Origin of the sequence: Bacillus sp. LM 4-2 (genome assembly GCF_000978495.1) — a bacterium.
Classification (GTDB): domain Bacteria; phylum Bacillota; class Bacilli; order Bacillales; family Bacillaceae; genus Bacillus; species Bacillus subtilis.
On record NZ_CP011101.1, the window covers coordinates 3885861 to 3907489 of the forward strand.

A 21629-nucleotide genomic window follows, 5' to 3' on the forward strand; every position below is an offset into this window, starting at 1 on the left:
CAATTGACCTAAAACAAAAAAAGGCCGCATAGGCCTTTTTACATTTTTTATTGTATTTGTTCAATATCCGTACCCTCAGCTGTCACATTCGCCTTCCCCTGCCTCCTGACAAGCGTCAAGGCCATGCCCGCAAAGATCATTACGATGCCAAGCGTTTGATAGAGGTCAGGGCGGAAGCCTGTGAAGACGGTATCGAGCACGATCGCGACAGCGGGGTCGAGAAATACAATGATTGAAATAAATTTCGTTGATAAAAATCGTAAACTGTCAAAAAACAGCAAATATACAATACCCGTATGGATGATGCCGGTAGATACCACCATAATCCAGTTTCCCTGAGATAGGTCCGCAAAAGCGCCAAAGTGAATAAACGGAATCAGGATGATAACCCCTAAACCTGTCTGCAAGAAGGTGGTCATGTAAGGACTGAGATTGTGAATGCCTTTTCCCAATAAAGTGGTGAACGCATAAAACAGTGCGGCGAGAACTGCCCATATGATCCCTGATCCCATCAGCTGTGTCAATGATGTGCTGCCGTTAATCCCGGAAATCAGCGCAGTCCCAAGAAAGCAGATGATAATGGAGCTGACGGAGATCACATTTAATTTCTCTCTGTAGAAGAAGCTCCCCAGAAGAAGAACAAGCACCGGCGCTAGATGATAAACAGAGATGGCAATTGTAACGGACGTTTCTTCAAAAGACTTAAATAAGAACACCCAGTTGAATACAAGAAAGAAACCGCACGCCAATGTTTGCAGCACGTCTCTCTTGCTCCATTTTTCAGTTTTATACTGGCCGGACGCCAGCCAGCAAAAGCCTAAAAACAGCGTCGCGCAAAGGCAGCGGACAAAGACCAATTCAAATGACGGCAGATTGGTATGCTCTGAGAAAAAGCCGATGGAGCCGAAAATCACCATAGAGATGACCATTTTGATTACGGCTGTTGATTTTTGTTTTGACGATATGGAAGGATCCTGTTGCATCAAACGTATTCTACCTCCAATACTGCATAGCATAAACTGTTTTTTGTGAATTCAGAAATCTACACATAGAATTCCTCTTTTTTACATGTAGATATTATAACACTTCTATTCTAAATAAAAAAAAGCGCCCAAGGGCGCTTTTTTTACAAATCTATCGAACAATCAAAACCGGGCATGTTGATAATTGAGACACTTTATGGCTGACGCTTCCAAGCATCATTTCTTTCAGGCCGCTGATCCCCCGGCTGCCAACTACAATCAGGCTGACGCCTTTCTCTTTTGCGTGATTTAGTATCTCATGCGCCGGCTCGCCATTCGCGTAAATGGTTTCAGCTTGAACGCCTTTTTCGGCTGCTTTTTCTTTTGCATTTTCAAGGATTTTCAGGCCCTCTTTTTTAACCTCGTTCCTGATTTCATCAATAAAGTGTTCTGGCACATAGACAATTCCCGTCAGAGAAGAAGTCGTGACGACGGCTTCTCTCCCCACATGAAGAATGCTTAGTTCCGCTTGCTGCTCTTTTGCCAAATGCACTGCGGCATCAAGCGCTTTTGCACTCATGTCTGATCCGTCAATCGCTACTAACATTTTGTTAAACATGCTCTTCCCGCCTTTCGGACTGTGGGTGGTTCATCTTTCTCTTTTATTGTCCGCCTGCATTTCGTTATTGTCAATTGAAGCGCATGAGTTTTCAAAAAATTGTCAGAGACTCTCTCCGTTTGTGGCGATAACCTGCTGATACCAGTTGAAGCTTTTTTTCTTGATACGGTTAAATGTTCCATGTCCTTCATTGTCCCGGTCCACATAAATGAAGCCGTAGCGTTTTTTCATTTCCGCAGTAGATGCGCTGACAAGGTCAATTGGCCCCCATGATGTGTATCCGATTAATTCAACGCCGTCCGCAATGGCTTCGCGCGCTTCAATTAAATGATCACGCAGATAGTTGATTCTGTAATCGTCCTGAATCGTGCCGTCCTCTTCAACCTTGTCTACAGCGCCAAGGCCGTTTTCAACGATGAACAGCGGCTTCTGATAACGGTCGTATAAGGTGTTGAGCGTGATGCGCAAGCCTTTCGGATCAATCTGCCAGCCCCATTCTGATGATTTGAGGTAAGGGTTTTTGACTCCGCCCAGCAGGTTGCCCCCTGATTTTGCAAGCTCTTCCGGATCTGTGCTCGCCGCCATCGACATGTAGTAGCTGAATCCAATATAATCCACCGTATGTTCTTTCAAGAGCTCTTCATCGCCTTCAGCCATTTCAATTTCAATATTGTTTTCTGCCAGATAGCGTTTCATATATCCCGGGTATGCGCCTCTTGCCTGAACATCTGAGAAGAAAAGTGTTTTGCGCTCATTCTCCATTGCCGCGAAGACATCCTCCGGCTTAGAAGTCATCGGATAGGTTGTCGTTGCCGCTATCATACAGCCGATTTTCGAATCAGGAATGATGTCGTGGCCCGCTTTGACAGCAAGAGCACTGGCCACAAATTGGTGGTGTGCCGCCTGGTACATCGCGTTTAATTTGTTTTCTCCTTCTTCAAAAACAAGACCGCCCCCGGTAAATGGCGCATGGAGCACCACGTTAATTTCATTAAACGTCATCCAATACTTCACTTTGTGTTGATAGCGTTTGAAAACCGTTTTGGCATAGCGTTCATAAAACTCTATGACTTTACGATTCTTCCAGCCGCCATAATTTTTCACTAAACCGAGCGGCATTTCATAATGAGAGATGGTTACGACAGGCTCAATATGATGCTTTAACAGCTCATCAAACAGATCATCATAAAAGCTGAGGCCTTCTTCATTGGGCTCCTCTTCATCGCCATTCGGAAAAATTCTCGTCCACGCAATCGATGTGCGGAACGCCTTAAATCCCATTTCTGCAAATAAGGCGATATCCTCTTTATAACGATGATAAAAGTCAATCCCGTTGTGATACAGATTCAAGGAAGTCATTGATTCATCAAATGGAGACATGATCCCGTTCGGCGATACGTCAGCTGTCGAAAGCCCCTTACCACCCTCGTTATAAGCACCCTCCACTTGGTTGGCAGCAACTGCGCCGCCCCATAAAAATCCTTCTGGAAATCGTTTTGCGTTTGAACTCATATTGATCACCCCATTAGTTTTTTCAAGATAAAGCAAGCAGCGCTTCTTTTGTCTGCACTTTACCGATCTCTTTTACCGGCGAAAATGAATATTGGTCTGTGTTGGTCACGATCACCGGGGTAATGACGTCATATCCCGCGGCTTTGATTTGCTCCAGATCAAAGGACACGAGCGGATCTCCCGGTGCGACCTTGTCGCCTTCTTTGACGTGAGCCGTGAACCATTGTCCCTCCAGCTTCACCGTGTCCAATCCAATGTGTATGAGTATTTCAGCTCCCTGATCACTCGTAATGCCAATTGCGTGTTTTGTTTTAAAAATGGTGGTAACGCTTCCACGAACAGGCGACACAACTTCTCCTTCTTCAGGCTCAATGGCGAATCCTTTTCCCATGATCCCGGCAGAAAACACTCCGTCTTTGACTTCACTTAATGCTTTCACTTCTCCCTTAATCGGGCTGTGAATGATCTCTCTGCTGCCTTCATGCACTGCCGGCTGCTGGCTGCCGTCAGAAGGCACATCCTCGAATCCAAGCAAATACGCAGCTGCTGTTCCCGCCGCAAACGCAATCACAAGGCCGATTATCGCGTAAATAAACGTTGGGCCGATAAAGACAGGGATGCTCGGGAGACCTGCATTCCCCCCGACGATATAGGAAGCAACACCCGTCATGCCGTAAAACGCGCCACCGGCTGCACCGCCAATCAAAGCGGCTGCAAACGGCTTTTTCAATCGCATATTCACGCCATACATCGCAGGTTCTGTGATCCCCATCAGCGCCGTGATGCTTGTGGTAAGCGCGAGTGATTTAAATTTTTTGTTTCTGGAGCGAAGGAAGACGGCAAATGATGCTCCCGCCTGCCCCATATTCGCCAAAAACATAGCCGGCAGTAAATAATCGTGGCCGTTTTGAGCGATGTTGTTGATCATGATCGGCACAAAGGCATAGTGCATGCCCGTCATAATGATTAAAGAGAATGTACCCGCCAGCAAAATCATCGCCACAAGCCCTGCATGATCAAACAAATAATTGACCCCAGAAGACAAGTATTCTCCTAAAATAGCGCCAAGCGGACCGACTGTAATCAATGTCAGCGGCACGACAATCAATAATGTCAACGTCGGAACCACAATCAATTTGAGAGATGCGTGTGTAAAACGGTCAATCCATTTTTCTACGTACGAAGCAATCCAAATCGCCAGCAAAATCGGGATGACCGTTGACGAATAAGTGGCAGCGGTTACAGGAAGCCCGATAAAGGAAACCGGTTTCCCCGCACCGAGCAGGGCTGTCAAATCCGGATGCAGAATCGCCGCCGCAATGGCTGCCGCTACGTACGGATTGCTTCCGAATTTTCTCGCCGCACTCATCGCTAGCAGGAGCGGCAGGAAGTAGAACGCACCGTCACCGACAGCCGTCAAAATGACATGAACCTGGCTCTTCTCCGCCATCCAGCCAAACGTAACTGCCAGCGCAACAAGCCCTTTGATCATCCCCGCTCCCGCAATCGCAGGCAGAATCGGGGTAAACACACCAGAAATCACATCAAAGACCGCACTCAGCACATTCTTTTTCTTAGAGGATGAACCAGCGCTCCTCTCATCACTGAGATTGCTGTGCCGCACAATCGCCTGATACACCTTCGGCACATCGTTTCCGATAATGATTTGAAACTGCTCGCCGCTGATATTGGTGCCCATCACTCCAGGCAGCTGCTCCAGCTGACTGCGATCCGCCTTCGAATTGTCATGAAGATTAAAACGCAGCCTCGTCATGCAGTGAATCACGCGCTGAACGTTGTCTTCACCGCCTACGAGTTGTAATATGTCCTTCGATAATTTATCATAATCCATGTGTATACCTCCTTTTTATGGGGGGACTGCTGGGAGAAAGGTGGCCGCCTTTCTTCCAGCTTTTTTTGTATCAAATGCTGCATCACCTCCTAAAAGAGAATAAAAAAAACCTAAATGACACAGATTGCGAGAGTCTCCTCCTGCACCTGCACCATTTAGGTTTTGCCTGCTTTCGCAGTAACAATCCTGACGGGTCGTTTTATTTGTTTGTAGGTATACTTTAGCACTAGATTCGTGAGATGTCAACGCTTTCATTTTTGGTGTTGACTATCGTTTCTAGAACAAAAGTAATCATAAAGATTTGAACTTAGTATTAACTTCAATAAAAAATTATTGTAATTAAAAACCTTGAAAGGCATTTTTTCCAATCAAGGTTATGAATCGTTACCGTTTAAATTTTTTTAAAGACTTCTTTATCTGTACTATTACATTCTTTAGCCAATCTATTGGTTCTAAATTAAACGCAGGAAGATACACGCCATCTGCGCAAGATTGAATGTAATCGTTTTTCTTATTGTCTGAATGCTCACTTTCAATAAAATCCGTTAAAAAGACAATAGCATCCTCCAAATATTCCTTACTTTCCTCTATTAATAACTCTTGTATAGCGTCATCAGGAGTTTCAATATCTTGATGGAATGTTCCAGCTAAAAACTGAAAAACAGGGTCCTTCTGTTTATTGATCAATAACATGTCATCTTGCTCCTTTAAGGGAGAGGTAACGGGATAATGTTAAAATCATTCATCATCTAATAAATCAAGATAATACTGATCATTCTCTTCTATTTTTCTTAAGAACTCGGTAAGAGAAGTTGCAATTTGAATATCATAATAGTAAATCGGATTTTTATTATTATCATTTAATTCAATTGACATTAATGCCGATTCACTACCTTCAAAAAATATTAATTTATCATTCTCAAACTCATCATATATTTCTATGTCAGGATAAAATTCAAAGTCATTTATCCTCAATCGAAAGTCTCTTACAGAATATGGATCCAAAATGCGATTAGTATTAAACTCTGATCCTTTAATAAACCCATAGCCAACTTCTAAATAAAAATTCACTAATTCACTAGGTAATTTTAAGTTTAAATTTTTTTCAACCTCTTCAATCTCACTTTGATTCACTGGATAAAAATCATTTTCTTTGTTTGATTTTATAAAATTATAACTCATTTTTTTTTGCCTCCTTTAAATAATTCATTTGCTGGTGAGCCTGTACCATGAATCCCAGCTTGATGCTCGTTAGGAAATTTTGCTGGATGCATATTCCACCATTCATGTTCTCCGCCAAAAGTATTTTCAATTATATGGTGAGCATCATACTTATCCCCTTTTTTTCTAATAATTTTACCTGTTTTTTCAGATACAACATTTTCCTTATAAACAGGCCATTTTTGTCCAGTGTTTTCTTCCCATTCTTTTATAACTTTATTTTTTACTTTATCAAATTTAGTCCTGTGTTTTGCAGTCTCTATTGGTGACATTTTTTTATATTCTTTATTTCTTAATGCTTCCTTTAATTTATCTATTTGATTTTTAGGTAATTCTCTACCTGTGCGTTGTTCTATATCTCTAGCATACTTTTTTATTAAATCAGAATTAATTTTATTAGCAGATCCACTTACATCATTCGCAATTTTCCCTTTATCCTTAGCAACGTTTTTAACTTCCGAAGCCTTCTTAGCCTTTTTCCCATTATTAATAAGTTTATTAATATCTATTAACTTTTCTAACTTAGCTATTTTGGCAAATGGTACTGAGTTTATGGAGGCAACAACACGGTCTTTCCCTGTGACTTTTTCGCCTGATACCGGATCTCTGCCCGTGGCTGCTTTAAATAGATCATACACGCCGGTAAGTTCTACAGCCGTCTCTAAAATTTTCACATATCCATTCTCATCCACTTTAATGTCCGAAAGCGAGACGACAGGTTCAAGCTTCATGTCATTACCAGATATGTATACATTGTAAAGTGTATCATTATAAACGACTTGCTTAACCTCTGCATTTGAGAAATCAGTTTTTATATGTTCTCTATGTTCACTCGTATTATACACTTTACCATTGATAACGATGATATTTTTACTTACCTTTTTAGAATCACCCGTTTTGACAACTGAATCCACTTTAGACTTTTCATTCTCGGCTAATTTCTTCAGCATCATCTCCATCGGTGAATCATCCGCCTGCTTCATTTGCGGGTTAATCGCGCCGAAGATTTGGTTGATGTTTTCTTCTTCCTGTGATTTCAGGATGGAGCCGCTTTTGTAGCCTGTGATTTCAATTTTCGGGCCGGTGTACATGGTTTCGAGCTGATCAATGTATTTTTTCATCGTTTGAAAATCTGATTTTGCGGCTTCTAGTGCTTGGGTTTGCTGGCCGTCAAATTGAAAGAGCTTATTCAGGGTGTCTGAAATCAGCCGCTCAGCCTGTTCTGTTTCCATCCGAAAAAAGGAATCATTGACTGTCGGCAGGCTGACGATGTGATCTATGGCTGATGTCTGGCGATTGACTGCGTCAGTGAGCTGCTCTGTCACTTCTCGTGCATGCTTGACCCCATGTCTCGCATCGTGTGAGAGAAAAGCCTCTGCGATCATGCCGTGGGAGTTAGATTCTACAGAGGAAATCGCATGCTGTGTTTGTTTCAGCACTTTTTTGTATTCGTCGATAAATATGCCAAAGAAAAGGAGAAAAGGCTTGTGGCACTCCTCGTAAAAGGTCCGGATGGCATCTCCGCCTTTTCCTTTCAGCGCATCCTTCATGCCTGCCAGATGCTCAACGCTTTTTTCCAGCTTCTCCAGCTGTTGTTTTTGCTTGTCCAGTTTCTCAATCGTATGCTGAATGCCCTCGTGAAGAGCGTGGACATCTAATGTTTTCAATCCCTTGTCCTCCCGCGCTTTATTTCATGGAAGATGATATGTTTTCGTCCGTTTCCTTCATGGCGTTTACCGCGCTTTCCGTTTGTGCGATATGCTTGGCCAGAACAGACGCATATGCTTCAGTGAGCTCTTTGATGTCCTTATTTAATTGCTCGATGGACTTCACAACATTCAAATGGTTTCTGCCTGAGAGATGACCGGGCAATGAGGACTTGAGTTCAGCTGAATTCTTGAGCTGAGAAAGCCCTTGCTTCACTGTGTCATACACCATTTTAATTTCCTGTGCCATTTGTGCTCACCTCACTTTTTATGTTTTTCCTTCTCTATTTCATGCTCTATCCTCGTGATTTGGCGTCTTATAGAATACACATCGCCCTCTAATGAGTGGATTTTTCCTTCTATGCTTTCGATGATTCCGCTGACTTGATCGCTTTTGATTTGCTGATATGCTTTGTTCATTCCTTCACGAATATCTTCAAACCGCTCAGCATGTGTTCCTCTCCATGCCTCCCGGTTAAGATGAGGCCGGTGAATGAGATGCTGGGCCTCAGAGAAATCGTGTTTGATTTGCCTAATTTCGTGCAGCACTCGTTTTAATTGATGGATCTGTTCCTGCTTTTCATGTAAGTCGGCTTTTACCGAATGTAACAACATTTCACTATGCATGCCGCAACACCTCGTGTTTCTATCAAACTGTGTAAATTCTTTACAATACAGACTATTTTCATATTACATGATGGGTCATATTGGATAAAAAGGTAAAAAGGATTGTCTTGAGAGGTATAGAACTGGTTCTAAATTGCTAAAAATACGATCTCATCACCCTATGAAAGGAGAAAACAATCATAGTAGGGACTTTTTATTTAAGCCTTTAATCTCTCCTCCAGTTCTAATTTTTCCTCCCACTTAACTGTTTCTTATAGTCAATAAAGCTCATAAAAAAACACCTTCCCTCGAAGGCGCTTCTCCATCTTATTTAGATCCCCATACAGCCTCACCGCTGGTATTCAGCACACTAAACGTCATGACGTTCTTCTCTCTCACCGAATCCCACTGGCGTAAAAATACCCCGTTATACTTCTTGCCTGCTAACGTGATGTCGGCGGTGTTTTTTCCGGTTTTCCTCCATGTTCCGGTCATTTCCCCGGAAATGGTGTGGTTTTTGTTGAGCTGGATGTTGATGGTTTGTTTGATGTCGGCTGAGATGTCTTTTCCGTGCTGGATAAGTTTGTATGTTCCTGTGATGTCTTTTTGTTTTACTTCTTTCAATGTTTCGCCCGCATAACGATATGGTGCTGCTACCGGCCAGCCGTCTTTGTTCATGAACAATTGGTGGACTCTGACTTCGTGTTCTTCACCCCTGCCCGGGAAGCGGGTGTGGAAGATTAAATAGGAACGCCCGGTTTTTTCATCATAGTATGCGGAGTTGTGGCCTGGTGAGACGTACCCGGTGCCTTTTTCATTTTCTGTTTCAAAAGTGTAGCTGCCCATGAGTTTGACGCCGTATGGTTCGATGGAACGGTCGTCGAAGAATGTGCCTCCCTTGCCGCGGACGTCGAGCATTGGATTGCCTTCTGCATCATAGTAAGGGCCGTCCGGTTTCTTGGAGCGGGCCACACGGATGTTGTAGCCGCCTGTTGCATCGAGACCGCCATATGATAGGTATAAGTAGTAGTATTGGGTGTCTGGATTGTAGAGAACATACGGGCCTTCGATTCTGCTGTGGTTGCCGCCGAGCAGTTTTTTCCCATATCCCTGTCCAGGAAGCGGGAAGCCCGTTTTCGGATTCATTTCAAGTATGAAAATGCCGCCTGAGTATGATCCGTACACCATCCACAGCTTGCCGTCTTTATCAAAGAAGGTATGCGGGTCGACGACATTCGGATGTTTGGTTGCATCATACGGTGTTCCATCGCTGCTTGTGCCTTCCATTCCTGATTTCAAAAAGATGCCTTTGTTTTTGTATGGGCCTTCGATGTTGTCAGCAACGGCAACACCCATGGCGGATCTTGGCGAATCGCCGCGGCAGGCGTTGTAGTACATGTAGTATTTGCCGTCCGCCAGCTGCGTGACGTCAGCCGCCCAAAGAGTATCGGATTGCGCCCATTCGAAGGTTTCTTTTAATTCTTCATAGACATTCGGGATAAGTGGGTTGTCATTGCTTACGCTGGTGGTCAGCTGCTGCCATTGCATGAGGTCATTCGATTTAGCTGAAGCGAGATGAGATCCAAAAACATAAAAAGTGCCGTTTGTTTCAATGATGGAAGGGTCATGGACGCTGACTTCTTTAAATATAGGTTTTTGTGCATAGACGGAGTTTGGGAGGGTGAAGGCCATGATAAGAGCTGCAAGAAAACATACACGGAACAATCGGTTGAACATCTAAACAATTCGCCTCTCTTTTTTATTAAATTTTAAACGCTTACATTTCTCTATGAAGATACCCCGGCCTATTAAAACAGCCGAATGTTTTCATATTCATCCAGATAGGTGATTTCTCACTTCACTTACATAGTCAGACTGATGTCTGTCTGTTTTGCGCAGAACTTGTTGCTTGCATATTCTCTCCTTCATAGTTCAACTCTTTTGCTGTTTCTCCTTCTTGCATCACGTCTGTTTTTCTTTCGCGTACATGTAATAACTGCTTTGTCAGGTTTTGCATCAACTGTGATACAGCCATTTCGTTGTCGGCGTTTTTTAAGATGATGCCTGATTGCCCGTCAACACCAGAGTCATTCGGCTGGCTCTTTATAAAACGCCTTGCGAAAAATACGACTTAGTAAACGCATATTGAGAGTTAGACAGCGGCGCTTGCCTCCTTGTCTGGATATCGTGTGCAATCGCTGAAAAAACCTGTTCTGCTTTCTGCGTCACGCTATTACAATAGCAATCTAACTTGTTAAAGACTATAAAAAACCTTTTGACTTCTGCTGCTGAACCAATTAATATAATACTCAGTTAATAGTTATCAGAATTTTTAGGAATTGAGTGATTCATATGACACTGCATAAAGAGCGTCGGATCGGCCGGCTGTCTGTTCTCCTGCTGCTGAATGAGGCGGAAGAAAGTACGCAGGTTGAGGAGCTGGAGCGAGACGGATGGAAGGTCTGTCTTGGCAAGGTAGGATCAATGGACGCACATAAAGTAGTAGCCGCAATTGAAACCGCTTCCAAAAAGAGCGGTGTCATTCAATCTGAGGGTTATCGGGAGTCACATGCGCTTTATCATGCGACGATGGAGGCTTTGCATGGCGTGACCAGAGGTGAAATGCTGCTGGGATCGCTGCTTCGGACGGTGGGATTGAGGTTTGCCGTTTTGAGGGGAAATCCTTATGAAAGTGAAGCGGAAGGCGATTGGATCGCTGTCTCGCTTTACGGAACAATCGGGGCGCCGATTAAAGGTCTTGAGCATGAAACATTCGGCGTTGGAATTAATCACATATGAAACAGCCCATAGATCTTAGACGATAGGGGGCTATGCGTGAAAACAGAAGTTCACAGCATAGCTCCTTTTTGTATGGGCGCTTTACCAAAGTAAAGAAAAAGGAGTTGGGCTTATGGTGACTTTAGACGGTTCTTCATTGACAACAGCCGACGTCGCTCGTGTGCTGTTTGATTTTGAGGAGGCAGCGGCTTCTGAGGAAAGTATGGAGCGCGTGAAAAAAAGCAGAGCAGCAGTGGAACGGATTGTACGCGACGAAAAGACAATCTACGGCATCAACACCGGATTTGGCAAATTCAGCGATGTCCTGATTCAGAAAGAAGACTCGGCGGCGCTGCAGCTGAATTTAATCCTTTCTCATGCCTGCGGAGTCGGCGACCCTTTTCCTGAGTGTGTTTCCAGGGCAATGCTGCTTTTGCGCGCCAATGCGCTGTTAAAAGGCTTTTCCGGTGTACGCGCTGAGCTGATCGAGCAGTTGCTTGCTTTTTTAAATAAACGCGTCCATCCTGTCATCCCTCAGCAAGGATCACTTGGCGCAAGCGGAGATCTGGCGCCGCTTTCCCACTTGGCGCTTGCGCTGATCGGACAAGGAGAAGTCTTTTTTGAGGGGGAAAGAATGCCGGCAATGACAGGCTTGAAAAAAGCAGGTATTCAACCGGTAACGCTGACATCCAAGGAAGGGCTTGCCTTGATTAACGGGACTCAGGCCATGACTGCAATGGGGGTGGTCGCCTACATCGAAGCTGAGAAACTAGCCTATCAAACAGAACGAATTGCCAGCTTAACGATTGAGGGGTTGCAGGGAATTATCGATGCATTTGACGAGGATATTCACTTAGCCCGCGGCTATCAGGAGCAGATCGATGTCGCAGAACGAATTCGCTTTTATCTATCTGACAGCGGCCTGACAACCTCCCAGGGAGAACTGCGGGTACAGGATGCCTATTCATTGCGCTGTATTCCGCAAGTACACGGTGCGACTTGGCAGACACTAGGATATGTCAAAGAAAAATTAGAGATTGAAATGAACGCAGCTACAGACAATCCACTCATTTTCAATGACGGTGACAAAGTGATTTCCGGCGGAAACTTTCACGGACAGCCAATCGCCTTTGCCATGGATTTTCTGAAAATCGCAATATCAGAGCTTGCGAATATCGCAGAGCGTAGGATCGAACGACTTGTGAATCCGCAGCTGAATGACCTGCCGCCGTTCCTGAGCCCTCATCCCGGTCTGCAATCCGGTGCAATGATCATGCAGTACGCCGCGGCCTCACTCGTTTCTGAAAATAAAACACTGGCCCATCCTGCAAGTGTGGATTCCATTCCGTCATCCGCCAACCAAGAGGACCATGTCAGCATGGGAACCATCGCCGCTCGGCATGCTTATCAGGTGATCGCAAATACAAGGAGAGTCATTGCGATCGAAGCCATTTGCGCATTGCAGGCTGTTGAATACAGAGGCATAGAACATGCAGCGTCCTATACGAAACAGCTTTTTCAAGAAATGAGAAAAGTCGTGCCGTCCATTCAGCAGGACCGTGTTTTTTCCTATGACATTGAACGCTTGACTGACTGGCTGAAGAAAGAATCTTTAATACCTGATCATCAGAATAAAGAACTAAGGGGGATGAACATATGACTGATGTAAAAAAATCAATCCGTGCCAACAGAGGAACAGAGCTTGAATGCTTAGGATGGGAGCAAGAGGCAGTGCTTCGGATGCTTCGAAACAACCTTGATCCAGAAGTCGCCGAGAAGCCGGAGGACCTCATCGTATATGGCGGGATTGGCAAAGCCGCACGGGATTGGGACGCTTTTCACGCCATTGAGCATTCCTTGAAAACATTAAAAAATGATGAAACATTGCTCGTGCAATCCGGAAAGCCCGTTGGCATGTTCCGTACACACCCGCAGGCCCCTCGCGTGCTCCTAGCAAATTCTGTTCTTGTTCCGAAGTGGGCAGACTGGGAGCATTTCCACGAACTTGAGAAAAAAGGGTTAATGATGTACGGACAGATGACGGCTGGCAGCTGGATTTACATTGGCTCACAAGGCATATTGCAAGGAACCTATGAAACCTTCGCTGAGCTGGCGCGACAGCACTTCGGGGGCAGCTTAAAAGGAACGTTGACGCTGACAGCGGGTCTCGGCGGAATGGGAGGCGCCCAGCCGCTGTCAGTCACGATGAATGAAGGCGTCGTGATTGCCGTCGAGGTTGACGAGAAACGCATCGACAAGCGGATCGAAACAAAATACTGCGATCGAAAAACAGCATCGATTGAGGAAGCCTTAGCTTGGGCTGAAGAGGCAAAGCTGGCAGGAAAACCTTTGTCCATTGCACTTCTCGGAAACGCAGCTGAGGTGCATCACACACTTTTGAACCGAGGCGTCAAAATTGATATTGTGACAGATCAGACATCTGCCCATGACCCTTTAATCGGTTATGTTCCCGAGGGCTATTCCCTTGATGAAGCTGACCGTTTGCGTCAAGACACTCCAGAGCTTTACGTGCGCCTTGCGAAGCAAAGCATGAAAAAACATGTCGAAGCCATGCTGGCCTTTCAGCAAAAGGGCTCTATTGTATTTGACTACGGCAACAATATCCGGCAAGTCGCAAAGGATGAAGGGCTGGAGAATGCCTTCGATTTTCCGGGGTTTGTCCCTGCCTACATCCGCCCCTTATTCTGTGAAGGAAAAGGGCCGTTCCGCTGGGCGGCGCTTTCCGGAGATCCGGCAGATATTTACCGTACGGATGCGTTATTAAAAGAGCTGTTCCCGACAAATAAAGCCCTTCACCGCTGGATTGATATGGCACAGGAAAAAGTCACCTTCCAAGGCTTGCCGTCCCGTATCTGCTGGCTTGGATATGGAGAACGAAAAAAGATGGGCCTTGCCATTAACGAGCTGGTTAGAACCGGGGAGCTAAAAGCGCCTGTCGTTATTGGGAGAGATCATTTGGACTGCGGGTCTGTCGCCTCTCCAAACCGGGAAACAGAAGCGATGAAGGATGGAAGTGACGCTGTCGGTGATTGGGCTGTGCTAAATGCGCTTGTCAACACGGCGGCGGGTGCAAGCTGGGTTTCCTTCCACCATGGCGGCGGCGTCGGAATGGGCTATTCCCTTCATGCCGGCATGGTTGCAGTGGCCGATGGAAGTGAGCTGGCTGACGAGCGGCTCGCGCGGGTCTTAACGAGCGACCCAGGAATGGGCATTATCCGTCATGCGGATGCGGGTTATGAACGTGCCGTTGAAGTAGCGAAGGAACAGGACATTATCGTGCCGATGCAAAAATAAAGGAGTGATGACATGCCAAAGCAAATTGATACGATTCTCATCAACATCGGTCAGCTTTTGACGATGGAAAGCAGCGGTCCGCGGGCAGGCAAAAGCATGCAGGATCTTCATGTGATCGAAGACGCTGTTGTCGGCATCCATGAACAGAAAATTGTGTTCGCCGGACAAAAAGGGGCTGAAGCCGGTTACGAGGCAGACGAAATCATTGACTGTTCGGGACGCCTTGTAACGCCTGGCCTCGTTGATCCGCACACCCATCTTGTATTTGGCGGATCTCGTGAAAAGGAGATGAACCTTAAGCTTCAGGGCATTTCATATTTGGATATTCTGGCGCAGGGCGGCGGGATTCTGTCTACAGTCAAGGATACCAGGGCGGCTTCAGAAGAAGAGCTGCTGCAAAAAGCCCATTTTCATCTGCAAAGAATGCTGTCCTACGGCACAACCACAGCAGAAGTGAAAAGCGGCTACGGCTTGGAAAAAGAGACAGAGCTCAAACAGTTGCGTGTCGCAAAGAAACTGCATGAAAGCCAGCCTGTTGACCTTGTTTCCACATTTATGGGAGCCCATGCGATTCCTCCCGAATATCAAAACGATCCAGATGATTTTCTGGATCAAATGCTTTCCCTTTTGCCGGAAATCAAAGAGCAGGAGCTCGCCAGCTTTGCTGATATTTTTACAGAAACAGGCGTTTTTACAGTCAGCCAATCCCGCCGTTATTTACAAAAAGCAGCTGAGGCAGGCTTCGGATTAAAAATACACGCAGATGAAATCGATCCGCTTGGAGGTGCTGAATTAGCAGGTAAGCTAAAGGCCGTCTCAGCCGACCATTTGGTAGGTACATCGGACGAAGGCATAAAGAAATTGGCTGAGGCAGGAACGATCGCCGTCCTCTTGCCGGGCACGACATTTTATCTTGGCAAAAGCACATACGCCAGGGCAAGAGCTATGATTGATGAAGGTGTATGTGTCAGCTTGGCAACGGATTTTAATCCTGGCAGCTCGCCGACTGAAAATATCCAGCTGATTATGTCCATTGCCGCGCTTCATCTGAAAATGACTGCAGAAGAAATATGGCACGCGGTCACAGTCAATGCCGCATATGCCATAGGAAAAGGAGAAGAAGCCGGTCAGCTCAAAGCTGGCCGCTCAGCTGATCTTGTCATTTGGCAAGCCCCGAACTATATGTATATTCCGTATCACTACGGGGTCAATCATGTACATCAAGTCATGAAAAATGGAACAATTGTTGTCAACAGGGAGGGAGCCATTCTTGGATAAGTACCCTTTTCTCAGAGAGGCCGGATCTTCGTTTAAAGACCGGGATGTCACAAAAATGAGCGACCTGATCGCAACATGGGACGGCCAGGACATTAAGGGACCGGCGTTGATAGGTGTCCCCCTATCAAAATCCTCCATCAGTCATTCAGGCGCTTCCTTTGCACCCGGAACAATACGCCAGGCTCTGAAACATTCATCAGCCTATTCTGCTGAGCTTGGAGAGCACGTCGTATCAGAGCTTCTATATGACCTGGGGGATATCGATATTCATGTCACTGATATCGTAAAGTCACATCATCACATTTTCCAAACCATGCACGCTCTGCTTTCGGATCATCCGGATTGGGTGCCGCTCATACTTGGGGGAGATAACTCTATCAGCTACTCCACAATAAAAGCGATAGCACAAACAAAAGGAACGACAGCGGTGATTCAATTTGATGCCCATCACGATGTTCGCAATACGGAGGACGGGGGGCCGACAAACGGCACCCCCTTCCGCCGCCTTTTGGATGAAGAGATCATTGAAGGTCAACATTTGATCCAGCTGGGTATCAGAGAATTCAGCAACAGCCAGGCCTATGAAGCATATGCAAAAAAACATAGCGTGAACATTCACACGATGGACATGATCCGCGAAAAAGGACTAATCCCAACGATAAAAGAGATTTTGCCTGTTGTTCAAGATAGAACAGATTTCATTTTTATATCTGTTGACATGGATGTCTTAGACCAGTCCCATGCACCCGGCTGTCCAGCGATTGGCCCGGGCGGCCTCTATACAGACGAATTGCTTGAAGCAGTCAAGTACATCGCACAACAGCCCAATATTGCCGGGATTGAAATTGTTGAAGTCGATCCTACCCTCGATTTTCGAGATATGACAAGCAGAGCTGCAGCTCATGTTCTGTTACACGCATTAAAAGGAATGAAACTCTCCCCATTCAAGTGATCTTCTGGCAGGTTGTATTTTGGGTATAAGAAACTCATCTGCCTAAGGAATGGCAGCTAAAAGGAGGGCGAGACAGTGAATCTTCAGGAGAACAGCAGCCAACAGCTAAAACGCACAATGAAAAGCAGGCACCTATTTATGATCTCATTGGGAGGCGTCATAGGCACAGGACTTTTCCTCAGTACGGGCTATACGCTACATCAAGCCGGACCCGGCGGTACGATACTCGCTTATGTAATCGGCGGGTTGATGATGTACCTCGTCATGCAATGTCTCGGCGAATTGTCGGTTGCCATGCCGGTGACCGGCTCTTTTCAAAAATATGCTACAACATTTATCGGTCCATCTACCGGTTTTATGGTCGGCATCATGTACTGGATCAATTGGGTGGTGACGGTAGGCTCTGAGTTTACCGCATCCGGTATTCTCATGCAGCGCTGGTTCCCTGACAGCAGTGTATGGATGTGGAGTGCGATTTTTGCAGCCCTTCTTTTTATATGCAACGCATTTTCAGTTAATTTATTTGCGGAAACTGAATTTTGGTTTTCCAGCGTAAAGATTGTCACCATTATTTTATTTATCATTTTAGGAGGAGCCGCCATGTTTGGCCTGATCTCTTTAAACGGAACGGCGGATGCTCCTATGTTGTCAAACTTCACAGATCATGGCGGGTTGTTTCCAAATGGCTTTCTCGCCGTTTTTATCGCGATGATATCTGTGAGCTTCGCCTTTTCCGGTACAGAGTTAATCGGCGTTACAGCAGGAGAATCAGCAAATCCTCAAAAGGATATACCGCGATCCATCCGTAATGTCGCATGGAGAACCGTGATTTTTTTCATTGGCGCTGTCTTCATATTATCCGGGTTGATTTCGTGGAAGGACGCAGGCGTGATTGAAAGCCCGTTTGTCGCCGTATTTGCGGAGATCGGAATCCCTTACGCTGCTGATATTATGAATTTCGTGATATTAACAGCCTTGCTGTCTGTCGCCAACTCAGGCTTATATGCTTCGACCCGTATGATGTGGTCGTTAGCAAATGAAAACATGATCAGTTCCCGTTTTAAGAAAGTGACCTCTAAAGGCATTCCTTTAAATGCCTTAATGATCAGTATGGCTGTATCTTGCTTATCTCTCGTTTCCAGTATCGTGGCCCCTGGAACTGTCTATGTGGTGATGGTCGCAATTGCTGGATTTGCAGGAGTCGTGGTCTGGATGAGCATTGCCTTGTCCCAGCTCTTGTTTCGAAAGAGATTTCTGAAAAAAGGGGGGAATGTAAAAGATCTGACATTTCGCACGCCGCTTTATCCTCTTATGCCTATAGCCGCTCTCTTATTATGTTCTGCTTCTTGTATCGGTCTTGCTTTTGATCCCAATCAAAGAATCGCACTTTTCTGCGGAGTTCCTTGTATCATCCTTTGCTATCTGATCTACCATTTCAAAAGAAATGTTACAAAAGCGAAAAAAATCAGCCAAGAGGAATATCAGGCTGATCACATCCTGTAATCAAAAAAGCACACCCCACTCAGGATGGGATGTGCTTTTTTTTATTCAGTAATCAACGTATGAATCAGCTTCGGCGCCTTCGCTTCCGCGGCGATGCGGATGTTGTCATAGACTTTTGCGATGACTTCATCAACGTTTTCGCGGTTGGCGTAAAGCGTCACGAGCGGTTCGCCTTTTTCTACTTTGTCGCCGACCTTCTTGCGGAGCATGATGCCGACGGCTAAATCGATCTCATCTTCTTTTGTGGCGCGACCGGCACCTAACAGCATCGCCGCGACGCCGATTTCGTCCGAAACGATTTCAGAGACGACACCCGCTTCTTTGGCAGGCACATCAATTTGATATGCGGCTTGCGGAAGCTTAGACGGATCGTCAACAATTGAGCTGTCGCCGCCTTGGTTTTTCAGGAAATCCTTGAATTTCTCAAGTGCTTTGCCGTTTTTCATGACTTCTTCCAGCTTCGCTCTCGCTTCGTCCAATGTATCGGCTTTTTTCGCAAGCACAACCATCTGGCTGCCGAGCGTTAAGACAAGCTCATGAAGATCCTCAGGCCCCTCGCCTTTGAGCGTGTCGATCGCTTCTTTGACTTCAAGCGCATTTCCGATCGCAAAGCCGAGTGGCTGGGACATGTCTGAAATGACAGCCATTGTTTGACGGCCGACGTTATTTCCGATGCGTACCATCGCTTTGGCAAGTTCAGCTGCGTCTTCTTCTGTTTTCATGAAGGCGCCCGCTCCCGTTTTTACGTCAAGCACGATGGCGTCCGCCCCGGCAGCGATTTTTTTGCTCATAATCGAGCTTGCAATGAGCGGAATGGAATTGACCGTTCCCGTTACATCACGAAGCGCGTACAGTTTTTTATCAGCCGGCGTTAAATTGCCGCTTTGGCCGATGACCGCAACCTTGTCGCGGTTCACAAGTTTAATAAATTCATCCTTCGTCAGTTCCACGTGGAAGCCCATGATTGCCTCTAACTTATCAATCGTGCCGCCCGTATGGCCGAGGCCGCGGCCGGACATCTTAGCAACCGGCACATCAAGAGCCGCAACAAGCGGAGCGAGAACGAGCGTTGTCGTGTCGCCGACGCCGCCGGTAGAGTGTTTATCCACTTTAATTCCTTCAATGGCAGAAAGATCAATCGTTTCACCGGAGTTCACCATAGCCATCGTCAAGTCCGCGCGTTCACGGTCACTCATATCCTGGAAGAAAATCGCCATAGCAAGCGCGCTTGCCTGATAATCAGGAATGCTTCCATCTGTATAGCCGTTCACAAAAAATTGAATTTCTTCAGTGGTGAGTTCTTTTCCGTTTTGTTTTTTGATGATGATATCTACCATTCTCATGTTTGGTCACCGATCCTTTTCGATTAAGTTCAGTAAATCAAGCCCACAATTGCTGCTGATAAAAAGCTGACAAGCGTAGCACCGTATAATAATTTCAAGCCGAAACGAGCGACGACATTTCCTTGCTTTTCATTCAGTCCTTTTACGGCACCGGCAATGATTCCGATTGAGGAGAAGTTCGCAAATGACACAAGGAATACCGATACGATCGCTGTTGTACGGCCGCTGAAATGGAAACCGTTTTGCGTAAGCGACGTCATGGCGACAAATTCATTCGATACCATTTTTGTTGCCATAATGCTTCCCGCATTAACAGCTTCATTCCATGGGATACCGACAAGAAAAGCGAATGGAGCAAACACATATCCAAGAATGCCTTGGAATGAAATACCGAATACTGCATTAAAAATGCCATTGATCAAGGCAATAATCGCGACAAATCCAATCAGCATCGCAGCGACGACAACCGCTACTTTGAAACCGTCAAGGATGTATTCTCCGAGCACTTCGAAGAAGGATTGTTTTTCTTCTTCCTCAACACGAAGCATATCCTCTTCTTTTGCAACCTCGTACGGATTAATAATAGAAGCAATTATGAAACCGCCAAATAAGTTCAAGACCAGCGCTGTTACAACATATTCCGGTTTCAGCATTGTCATATACGCACCGACAATCGACATTGATACAGTTGACATCGCAGATGCGCAAAGCGTGTACAAGCGCTGCTGATTTAAAAGACCGAGTTCTTTCTTCAAGGAGATAAATACTTCTGACTGCCCTAAAATCGCAGAAGCCACTGCGTTATACGATTCCAATCTTCCCATACCGTTTACCTTGCTGAGGGCAAGGCCGATATATCTAATGATAAACGGGAGGACTTTCCACTTTTGCAGAATCCCGATCAGAGCGGAAATAAACACGATTGGCAAGAGAACATTCATAAAGAATGTCGTTTGGTCCGCATTCACCAAGCCGCCAAACACAAAGTTAATTCCCTCTGCCGCGTATTCAAGCAGGTAACCGAAACCTTTTGCAAATCCTCCTACGAGGAAATTCCCTATCCCGGTATTGAGGAGAATGTAGCCAAGAATAAATTGCAAAATGAGCATAACAACAATTGGGCGGATCTTAATTCTTTTTTTGCCGCTGCTCGCGATCCACGCGAGGCCTAAAATCACGATTAAACCGATAATCCCAATCAAATACTTCATATGTGTTTCTCCTTTATTTGTATTCGCTTACAATCACTGTTTCCTCAGAAAACGGAAAGCAGTCTGCCTTCCGTCAGCTCTTAATAGTTGTCTCCGCCTGATGCATTTTCTCCTTTTACGATAGAAACGCCTGCGCTGGCGCCAATTCGGCTTGCTCCAGCCTCTACCATTGTGTCTACATCTTCTTTCGTTCTGACGCCGCCAGATGCTTTCACGCCGATATCAGGTCCTACTGTTTTGCGCATTAAGGCGATATCTTCCTTCGTTGCGCCGCCTGTAGAAAAGCCTGTTGATGTTTTTACAAAATCCGCTCCCGCAGACACCGCTAAACGGCATGCACGTTCTTTTTCTTCATCAGTCAGAAGGCACGTTTCGATAATGACTTTGACAAGCGCTTTTCCGGCTGCAGCTTCCACTACACCGCGGATATCAGCTTCCACTACATCGTCTTCCTTGTCTTTTAAAGCGGCAATATTAATGACCATATCCACTTCAGTGGCGCCTTTTGAAATGGCGTCTTTTGTTTCGAACGCTTTTGTTTCAGTTGTATTGGCACCGAGCGGGAAGCCGATGACCGTACAAACGTCGACTCCAGTTCCCTTAAGCTCTTTTGCAGCAAGCTCCACCCATGTCGGATTGACACATACTGAAGCAAATTTGTATGTTTTCGCTTCTTCAATTAGTTTTAGAATGTCCGCTTTTTGTGTATGCGGTTTCAAAGCTGTATGATCAATTATGTTGGCTAATGACATCCTTCGCACACTTCCTTTT

The 21629-nt window shown here is 45.6% G+C and carries 20 protein-coding genes; 6 read left to right on the forward strand and 14 right to left on the reverse strand.

What is annotated here, in order from left to right:
* Positions 1–47: 47 nt before the first annotated feature.
* From bslm_RS19310 to bslm_RS21175, 11 genes are all read right to left on the reverse strand, one after another.
* Positions 48–983, reverse strand: coding sequence for a DMT family transporter (locus bslm_RS19310; RefSeq protein WP_046381518.1), 936 nt, complete (start codon positions 981–983; stop codon positions 48–50).
* 151 nt (positions 984–1134) lie between these two features.
* The gene (locus bslm_RS19315; protein WP_003227162.1) at positions 1135–1581 is read right to left on the reverse strand and encodes a universal stress protein; all 447 of its coding nucleotides are present in this window, start codon (positions 1579–1581) and stop codon (positions 1135–1137) included.
* Between the two features lie 102 nt (positions 1582–1683).
* Positions 1684–3093: an aryl-phospho-beta-d-glucosidase gene (gene bglH, locus bslm_RS19320; protein WP_024571837.1), complete on the reverse strand. Its 1410-nt coding sequence runs from the start codon at positions 3091–3093 to the stop codon at positions 1684–1686.
* A 22-nt stretch (positions 3094–3115) separates the two neighbouring features.
* Entirely contained in the window at positions 3116–4945 is a 1830-nt protein-coding gene (bglP, locus tag bslm_RS19325) for a PTS beta-glucoside transporter subunit IIABC (RefSeq protein WP_046381451.1), read from the reverse strand.
* Positions 4946–5329: 384 nt separating this feature from the next.
* Complete coding sequence (locus tag bslm_RS19330) at positions 5330–5638, reverse strand: contact-dependent growth inhibition system immunity protein (RefSeq protein ID WP_003242733.1); 309 nt, start codon at positions 5636–5638, stop codon at positions 5330–5332.
* A gap of 45 nt (positions 5639–5683) precedes the next feature.
* Positions 5684–6127 (reverse strand): type II toxin-antitoxin system antitoxin YxxD, encoded by a 444-nt coding sequence (gene yxxD / locus bslm_RS19335; protein WP_003244256.1) that lies wholly within the window; start codon positions 6125–6127, stop codon positions 5684–5686.
* Positions 6124–7833, reverse strand: a complete 1710-nt coding sequence (gene yxiD, locus bslm_RS19340) for an LXG family T7SS effector ribonuclease toxin YxiD (RefSeq protein WP_003244234.1) — start codon at positions 7831–7833, stop codon at positions 6124–6126. Before yxiD ends, yxxD begins: the two co-directional genes overlap by 4 nt.
* Before the next feature lie 19 nt (positions 7834–7852).
* Positions 7853–8122: a YwqI/YxiC family protein gene (locus bslm_RS19345; RefSeq protein WP_003244193.1), complete on the reverse strand. Its 270-nt coding sequence runs from the start codon at positions 8120–8122 to the stop codon at positions 7853–7855.
* Between the two features lie 11 nt (positions 8123–8133).
* Positions 8134–8499, reverse strand: coding sequence for a YwqH-like family protein (locus bslm_RS19350; protein WP_009968400.1), 366 nt, complete (start codon positions 8497–8499; stop codon positions 8134–8136).
* Between the two features lie 306 nt (positions 8500–8805).
* The gene (gene abnB / locus bslm_RS19355) at positions 8806–10215 is read right to left on the reverse strand and encodes an arabinan endo-1,5-alpha-L-arabinosidase AbnB (protein ID WP_003244268.1); all 1410 of its coding nucleotides are present in this window, start codon (positions 10213–10215) and stop codon (positions 8806–8808) included.
* A gap of 133 nt (positions 10216–10348) precedes the next feature.
* Positions 10349–10513 carry a hypothetical protein gene (locus tag bslm_RS21175; protein WP_069703969.1) on the reverse strand — a complete coding sequence of 55 codons (165 nt, stop codon included), beginning with the start codon at positions 10511–10513 and terminating at the stop codon, positions 10349–10351.
* 317 nt (positions 10514–10830) lie between these two features.
* On the opposite strand from bslm_RS21175, the gene hutP reads away from it, so the two are divergent.
* The 6 genes from hutP (at position 10831) to bslm_RS19385 (ending at position 18304) form a co-directional block, all read left to right on the forward strand.
* Positions 10831–11277, forward strand: coding sequence for a histidine utilization transcription antiterminator HutP (hutP, locus tag bslm_RS19360; protein WP_003243875.1), 447 nt, complete (start codon positions 10831–10833; stop codon positions 11275–11277).
* Positions 11278–11389: 112 nt separating this feature from the next.
* The gene (gene hutH / locus bslm_RS19365; protein WP_003243255.1) at positions 11390–12916 is read left to right on the forward strand and encodes a histidine ammonia-lyase; all 1527 of its coding nucleotides are present in this window, start codon (positions 11390–11392) and stop codon (positions 12914–12916) included.
* The gene (hutU, locus tag bslm_RS19370) at positions 12913–14571 is read left to right on the forward strand and encodes a urocanate hydratase (protein ID WP_003243634.1); all 1659 of its coding nucleotides are present in this window, start codon (positions 12913–12915) and stop codon (positions 14569–14571) included. Before hutH ends, hutU begins: the two co-directional genes overlap by 4 nt.
* A 12-nt stretch (positions 14572–14583) precedes the next feature.
* Positions 14584–15849 carry an imidazolonepropionase gene (gene hutI, locus bslm_RS19375; RefSeq protein WP_003244327.1) on the forward strand — a complete coding sequence of 422 codons (1266 nt, stop codon included), beginning with the start codon at positions 14584–14586 and terminating at the stop codon, positions 15847–15849.
* Entirely contained in the window at positions 15842–16801 is a 960-nt protein-coding gene (gene hutG / locus bslm_RS19380; protein WP_003227136.1) for a formimidoylglutamase, read from the forward strand. The genes hutI and hutG overlap by 8 nt, the downstream gene beginning before the upstream one ends.
* A 75-nt stretch (positions 16802–16876) precedes the next feature.
* Positions 16877–18304: an amino acid permease gene (locus bslm_RS19385; RefSeq protein ID WP_046381452.1), complete on the forward strand. Its 1428-nt coding sequence runs from the start codon at positions 16877–16879 to the stop codon at positions 18302–18304.
* Between the two features lie 41 nt (positions 18305–18345).
* Here bslm_RS19385 and bslm_RS19390 read toward each other — a convergent pair whose 3' ends face one another.
* From bslm_RS19390 to deoC, 3 genes are all read right to left on the reverse strand, one after another.
* Positions 18346–19647, reverse strand: coding sequence for a pyrimidine-nucleoside phosphorylase (locus bslm_RS19390; protein ID WP_046381453.1), 1302 nt, complete (start codon positions 19645–19647; stop codon positions 18346–18348).
* 29 nt (positions 19648–19676) lie between these two features.
* Positions 19677–20858, reverse strand: coding sequence for a nucleoside permease NupC (nupC, locus tag bslm_RS19395; RefSeq protein WP_046381454.1), 1182 nt, complete (start codon positions 20856–20858; stop codon positions 19677–19679).
* 80 nt (positions 20859–20938) lie between these two features.
* Entirely contained in the window at positions 20939–21610 is a 672-nt protein-coding gene (deoC, locus tag bslm_RS19400) for a deoxyribose-phosphate aldolase (RefSeq protein WP_003227127.1), read from the reverse strand.
* Positions 21611–21629 lie beyond the last annotated feature (19 nt).